Annotated in this window: 2 protein-coding genes; one reads left to right on the top strand and one right to left on the bottom strand. The window is 61.0% G+C overall.

Annotated elements, in window-relative coordinates:
* Window positions 1-360 precede the first annotated feature (360 nt).
* Window positions 361-1,389, top strand: coding sequence for an MFS transporter (locus D3260_RS17040; RefSeq protein WP_120099806.1), 1,029 nt, complete (start codon window positions 361-363; stop codon window positions 1,387-1,389).
* Here the strand turns inward: D3260_RS17040 and D3260_RS18220 are convergent.
* Window positions 1,346-1,461, bottom strand: a 116-nt coding sequence (locus tag D3260_RS18220; protein WP_370456270.1) for an integrase core domain-containing protein, incomplete at its 5' end; no start/stop codon positions are given. The genes D3260_RS17040 and D3260_RS18220 overlap by 44 nt on opposite strands.

The raw sequence follows: 1,461 nt of genomic DNA, 5'->3' as shown, positions 1-1,461 counted from the left end.
GCACACACGGCCTGCGATGTGGTGTGGGCGTTACGTTGATCGATCTCGGAAAAGACAGACCCGAGCCACGTCTGCAATACTGCACTCGCGTGCATGACGGCCTTCGCATTTTGGTCGATACGAAGGGTACTATCCGTCATGCACGCCCTTCTGACCACCCCTCGAATAACGCTAAGTATCTGTTAAATAATAAATACTTGTGGGGAACCCTCAGGGTCTGTCCCCTATTATTCGTCCCCTATTATTCGCGGTTGAATCCGCCACGGGTCGAGACCGTGGGAGCCAGCGCATGACCCTCAATCCCCCCTGTTTGCGCTCGCCATCGGTGCCTTCGGTATCGGCATCAGCGAATTTTCACCCATGGGCCTGCTGCCGCTGATCGCCGACGATCTCGACGTCTCGATTCCGATCGCCGGGCTATTGATCAGTGCCTATGCGATCGGCGTGATGGTCGGCGCACCGCTCATGACGCTAACCAGTGGGCGAATGAAGCGGCGCACCCTGCTGATCGGTCTGGCCGCTATTTTCACGCTCGGCAACCTGCTGGCAGCCCTCTCGCAGAGCTACGCCATGCTGATGCTGGCGAGAATCATTACTTCGCTCAATCACGGCGCGTTTTTCGGGGTCGGTGCGGTCGTGGCCGCCAGTCTGGTGGCGCCAGGGCGTAGTGCGAGCGCGGTCGCGGCGATGTTCACGGGTCTGACTCTGGCGACCGTCGTGGGTGTGCCGCTGTCGACCTGGCTGGGCGAACAGTTCGGCTGGCGGCTGCCTTTCTGGGGTTTCACCGCGCTGGGTTTGATCACCATGTTGGCGTTGCGTCTGACCCTGCCCGACCGACCGGCGCCCCGCGGCGGTGGCGCACTGGCAGAACTCAAGGTGCTGGGACGCGCTTCGGTGATCGTGGCGTTGACGCTCACCGTGTTGGGCGCGAGCGCGATGTTCACGGTCTACACCTATATCGTGCCGCTGTTACAACACGAAACAGAAGCATCCGTGGCTTTTGTGACCACGACGCTGGCGATCTACGGGCTGGGCCTGATGATGGGTAATGCGCTGGGCGGACACTATGCCGACCGCTCGGTCGACCACACCCTCCTCGTGACGCTTGAAAGCCTGACGGTGGTGTTGATCGCTCTTGCGCTGCTAGTGCCGTTTCCAACACCGACAGTCCTGCTGATCTTTCTATGGGGCGTCACCAGTTTCGCCATCGTGCCGCCCCTGCAGATGCGCGTTATCGGCGCAGCGGGCGATGCCCCCAACCTGGCCTCGGCGGTCAATATCGGCGCGTTCAACCTGGGCAATGCCGTAGGTGCGGCACTGGGCGGTGCGGTGATTGGAGTTGCCCCTATAAAACCGGACACGCATTCTTACTTGCCTGAGCCTGTCTGAATTCCCGCGGTGAGCGCATGTTCAGCGCCTTGTGCGGGTGCGTGTTGTTGTAGTCGTCGAACCAGGCCGGCA

This window comes from Salinisphaera sp. Q1T1-3 (genome assembly GCF_003602005.1).
Lineage (GTDB): Bacteria > Pseudomonadota > Gammaproteobacteria > Nevskiales > Salinisphaeraceae > Salinisphaera.
The sequence above is the reverse complement of the archived record's forward strand: the minus strand, read 5'-3'. Positions and strand labels throughout refer to the sequence as shown.